General features: G+C 69.9%; 1 protein-coding gene. It reads left to right on the top strand.

Annotation, left to right across the window (positions count from 1 at the left end; all coding sequences use genetic code 11):
- Positions 1-234: 234 nt before the first annotated feature.
- Positions 235-1,094 (top strand): monovalent cation:proton antiporter-2 (CPA2) family protein (locus G7A99_RS20580; protein WP_205599964.1); only part of this gene is annotated, 860 nt, incomplete at its 3' end.

Genomic DNA, 1,094 nt, shown 5'->3' with positions numbered 1-1,094 from the left:
GCAGGGAACGGTAAGTCATGGTTGGTGCATCCTTGTGGAATGGCTTCACTGCGGGAGAAGCACAAGCCGTGCCACCGCCCCACCCTCCACGAATCGTCCCCAGCCCGTTCCCAACGCGCCACAATGGTGCATTCCGCGCACCCGAACAGGGCAGCGCGGGCGGCGCATCGGGGTGGTTTCCGGGTTAGGATGTGCGCGTCCCCTTCGCCACCGGGAGGACGCCCCGGCGTGCCCATGCTCGACGAGGTCCTGATCCTGCTCACTGCCTCGGTGGTGGCCGTGACCGCCTTCCGCCGTCTGCGCCTGCCCCCGGTGCTGGGTTACCTCGCGGTGGGGGTGGCGCTCGGGCCGTCGGCGACCGGACTGGTCGGCGACGTCGAGGAGGTCCGCCCGCTGGCGGAGTTCGGGGTCGTCTTCCTGCTGTTCACCATCGGTCTGGAATTCTCCCTGCCGCAGCTGCGCGCGATGCGCTGGACGGTGTTCGGCCTGGGCGGCGCCCAGGTGGCGCTGTGCACCGGGGTGCTGGGACTCACGGCCTGGGCGCTGGGCGCCGGCGGCGGTGCCGCGACGGTGATCGGCGGGGCGCTGGCGTTGTCGTCCACCGCCATCATCATCAAGCAGCTCACCGAGCAGGTGGAGATCCACAGCCGGCATGGCCGCCGGGCGGTGGGCGTGCTGCTGTTCCAGGACCTCGCGGTGGTGCCACTGCTCATCCTGATCCCGCTGCTCGGGCGCGAGACCGGCGACGGCATCGCCCTGGCCATGGGCGCGGCGTTCGTACGCGGCGCACTGGTTTTCGCCATCCTCCTGGCGATCGGCCACTGGGCCCTGCGCCCGCTGTTCCACGAGGTAGCGCAGGCACGCTCCAACGAGCTGTTCACGCTCACGGTACTGCTGGTGGCCCTGCTCGCGGCCTGGACGAGTCACCTTGCCGGGCTGTCGCTGGCACTGGGCGGTTTTCTCGCCGGGATCATGCTCGGCGAGACCGAGTACCGCCACCAGATCGAGGCGGACATTCGCCCGTTCCGGGACGTCCTGCTGGGGCTGTTCTTCGTCACCGTGGGCATGCTGCTGGACCTGTCGGTCGTCGCCGA

It is taken from the genome of Arhodomonas sp. KWT, assembly GCF_010993615.1.
This window is presented reverse-complemented; position numbering and strand designations above follow the sequence as displayed.